Raw genomic sequence first — 4,036 nt, 5'->3', positions numbered from 1 at the left:
AGATTGGGCTCGACATGAGCAGGTTCCCCACCGCCGCGCACCTGATGTCGTGGGCTAAATTGTGCCCGCGCACAATTTAGTCCGGACCGCTCACCCGCGGCGGCAAGACCGGCAAGGGTAACCCCTACCTCAAAGGCGCACTCGGTGACGCCGCCGCCGCGGCCGCCAAAACCAACACCTTCCTGGGTGAACGCTACCGCCGCATCGTCAAACGCCGCGGCAAACTCAAGGCCCTGGTCGCGGTCGCCCGCACCATCCTCGTCATCATCTGGCATCTCTTGATCGACCCCACCGCCCGCTTCCACGACCTCGGCTCCGACTACCACACCCGCCGCATCGACCTCGAACGCCGGATACGCAACCACGTCGCCCAACTCACCGCGATGGGCTACCGCGTCACCCTCGAGACCGCCGCCTAACCCCCGAATACGTAGTCTCGTAACCTAACCCCGCTCCGCACCGGAGCATGTCCCGAGTCGCGTGGATTTTCGGTGGCGACCCATGGTGAACTCTATGCGGCACCGACAGGTTCGGTGTCGGGATTGGCGTGTCGGCGCAGGGCGTCGACGAGCTGGGGCATCTGCTTGTAGCCCTTGATGCGGCGGAAGGATCGCTCGGCGTTGAGCATACCGGCCGCGGTCCAGCGCAGCACCATCTGCCCGTCGCGCCAGCGAGTGACGTTACGGTTCGTGGTGCGGGCTATCGAGATCATCGACTCGATGGGGTTGCTGGTGGTGAGGGTCTTGGCGAGGCGGCCGTCGATGCCCAGCCGTGCCACGGTGAACATCTCTTCCAACCCCTCGCATAGCGATGAGGCAGCGCTCGGGTAGTTCTTTTCAAGTTGTGCAGCAAGGCTTTTGGCGTTAGCTAGCCCCGTGTCGGGGTCGGCGTGAGCGAACGCCTTGACCAGCTTGGCATCCACCCAGGCCTGCTCCTTGTCGGGCAGATGATCGGCGACATTTCGCCGTTTATGCAGGGTGCACCTTTGGATGGCCGCCTTGGCGCCGAACACCTCCCGCACCGCCGCCGCCAGCGCCTTGGCGCCGTCGATGACCACCAACAGCCCGTCATCGACCGTCAAGCCACGCTCGACCAGGTCGGCCAACAGCGAGCGCACCACCGTCTTGTTCTCGGTGGAGCCGTCCCACAACCCGACCGGCTTCTTCGTTCCGTCGGCGGTGATGGCCAGCGCGGCCACCACACAGCGCTCGGCCATGTGCTCACCATCGAGCAGGAGCACCTTGATGTCCTCACCCGTCAGGTCGCGGGCCATCAGCTCGGCGAGCGCGGTCTCGGTTTGCTTGACGAATCGGCGCGAAATCGCCGAACGGCTCGTCGATTTCGCTTCCTTGTCAACCACGGTGCCGACCGGCTCGGCAACCCGCGAGTGCCGGCGGGTGGCCACTCCGGCCAGCATCCGCTCCATCACCACCTGCGTCAGCATGTCGTCGGCGGCGAAGTGGGTGTAGCTGGTCAATGGCACCTCGTGACCGTCGACCGTGCGTGCCCGGGGCCGGTCAACCGGCACCCGGCGCCCGCCGAGGGTCACCGATCCCTTCCCGGCGCCATGACGCACCGCGGCCCGATTCAGATCGTGCTTGCCTTTCGGTCCGGCCACCTCAGCAATCTCGGCCTCGAACAGTGCCTGCATCACCGCCATCCCGGCGGCCACGCTCATCGCCATCAGCCCCTCACGCGCGGCGCCGGCAATATCGGTCATCGCCAGCCGAATCTCCTCCGGCAGATCGGGCAGTGCGGCGACGTCAGTCGTGTCAGCCAGGCGGACAGTAGGTACGGTCTTCACAAGCGGTCCCCTTCCTTTGGGTGTTCCTTGGTCGGTCACCCGAGACCTACCACGCGGCAGGGCTCAGGTGGGGGACCGCCACCTCAAATTCCACGAAGCCATCTGACCTCCCGGGGACGCCTTGCAGGCGTGAAAATGGGGCGGGTCGCCCGCCGACGCCGACTCGGACTTGGGTGTTCGAGCCCGCCACGAAGCCTGGCGCCGGGGCCCGACCTGGAAGGGTCACGCACTGTTGCCTCGAGCACGCCGGTCAGAATTTCGGTTCCCTTGACCGAGGCCCCCGGGCGATCCACCTGCAATGTCGATACGGTTGGAGGACAAACGAATTGAAATCGAAGTCGAGTCGGAAGCAGAATCCGGTTGATCCGGTTGCGGAGGAGATTCCCGACGCCGAACACGAGCTGGTGATCGAGCGGGTCGCCGCGATCGATGTGGCCAAGGCGTCGGGCACGGTGTGCCTGCGGCTGGCGGCCAAGTCTGGTCGGCGGGTGAGTCGGGTGTGGGACGTGCAGGCCGTCACCGGCGCGGTCGCCGGGTTGGCCGATCAGCTGACCGAGGCGGGCGTGCAGCGGGTCACCGTCGAGTCCACGTCGGACTACTGGCGGATCTGGTACTACCTGCTGGAGGCGGCCGGGCTCGACGTGCAGTTGGTCAACGCCCGCGACGTGAAGAACGTGCCAGGCAGGCCGAAAACGGACAAACTCGACTCAGTCTGGCTGGCCAAGTTGACCGAGAAGGGGCTGCTGCGGCCGTCCTTCGTGCCTCCGGCGCCGATCCGGCAACTGCGTGATTACACCCGGTTGCGGGTGGATCTGACCCGGGAGCGGACCCGTTACTGGCAGCGGCTGGAAAAGCTGCTTGAGGACGCGCTGATCAAAATATCGGCGGTGGCCTCGACGCTGGACACGCTATCGACCCGCGACATGGTCGAGGCCCTCATCGCCGGGGAACGCGATCCACGCCGGATCGCCGACTTGGCGCGCGGCAAGATGAAGGTCAAGCGGTCGGCCCTGATCAACGCCTTGGACGGCCGCTTCGACGACCACCACGGCGAGCTGGCCCGCATGCTGCTGGACCAAATCGACACCCTGACCGCTCAGATCGCCACCCTCACCAGCCGCATCGAGCAGCTGCTGGCAGCCATGCCTGACACCTGCTCGAGCGGCGACAGCACAATCGGCGGCGACCGCGACACCACGGCCCGCCCGACCGACGCCGCGCTGCTGACGCCGGTCGAGCGGCTCGACGAGATCACCGGCATCGGCGAGCACAACGCGCAGGTCATCCTGGCCGAGATCGGCCTGGACATGACCCGGTTCCCCACCCCCGCGCACCTGGTGTCATGGGCAAGGCTGTGCCCGCGCACCATTCAGTCCGGACCGGTCACCCGTGGCGGCAAGACCGGCAAGGGCAACCCCTATCTGAAAGGTGCGCTCGGCGAGGCCGCCGCCGCAGCCGCACGCACCGACACCTTCCTCGGCGAACGCTACCGCCGTCTCGTCAAGCGCCGCGGCAGACTCAAGGCCCTGGTCGCGGTCGCCCGCTCCATCCTGGTCGTCATCTGGCACCTGCTCGCCGATCCGGCGGCCCGCTTCCGCGACCTCGGCCCCGACTACCACACCAACCGACTCACCATCGAAAAAAGGCTGCGCAACCACATCGCCCAACTCGCTGCCATGGGCTACCGGGTCACCGTCGAACCCGCCGCCTAACCCCAAGTACACAGTCTCGCAATGACACCCGGCTCCGCAAGCTCCGCCGGGTTGCTGTCGCCTGCCCACTCACCTGGCTCATTTTCCGATCAGACCGAGACAACCTCCGGACAGACTGCCCGGGGAGTCAACATACGGCACGCTGATGGAGGGCCTCTTTATCGGCGGTTTGGCAGCCCATCCCGGACCGGGCGTAACCTGTCTCCCCGGACTCAACAGCATAAAAGTGGTGCTGCAGCATCTGGAAGCGTTGTCCCGCTGCCGTAGTCGTTGCAAGTGCTGGAGTGAGCGTCTTACCGGTGAGGCCTGTGGAGTGAGGGTGGTGTGACGCTGCGGGATCTGCGCAACCACGGGGGAGAGGTGCTCGAGCAGGTGGCGCTCGGTGAGAAGGAGCTGGAGCGAGCTGAGCTTCCGGGCCACTTGTCGGCCCACGCTAGCTAGCCGGTCCAGGGCGTCCATCAGAGTGTGTCAGATGTTTCTACTTCATCCGTGGGACGTCCGGCGTGGGTGAGAGCCTGAC

2 protein-coding genes and 1 pseudogene are annotated in these 4,036 nt (G+C 66.1%); 2 read left to right on the top strand and 1 reads right to left on the bottom strand.

The annotated features are described in order from the left end of the window. A pseudogene (locus VMD50_RS29960) lies at positions 1-419 on the top strand (transposase); the annotation flags it as partial. Positions 420-511: 92 nt separating this feature from the next. On the opposite strand, the gene VMD50_RS11725 reads toward VMD50_RS29960, so the two are convergent. After that, complete coding sequence (locus VMD50_RS11725) at positions 512-1,804, bottom strand: IS256 family transposase (RefSeq protein ID WP_325427923.1); 1,293 nt, start codon at positions 1,802-1,804, stop codon at positions 512-514. Between the two features lie 326 nt (positions 1,805-2,130). Between VMD50_RS11725 and VMD50_RS11720 the strand changes: the two genes are divergently transcribed. After that, a complete protein-coding gene (locus VMD50_RS11720; RefSeq protein WP_325427922.1) occupies positions 2,131-3,516 on the top strand; it encodes an IS110 family RNA-guided transposase in 1,386 nt (461 codons plus the stop codon). Positions 3,517-4,036: the final 520 nt, after the last annotated feature.

The sequence above is a fragment of the Mycobacterium sp. genome (genome assembly GCF_035506235.1).
In the GTDB taxonomy this organism is placed as follows: Bacteria; Actinomycetota; Actinomycetes; order Mycobacteriales; family Mycobacteriaceae; genus Mycobacterium.
This window is presented reverse-complemented; position numbering and strand designations above follow the sequence as displayed.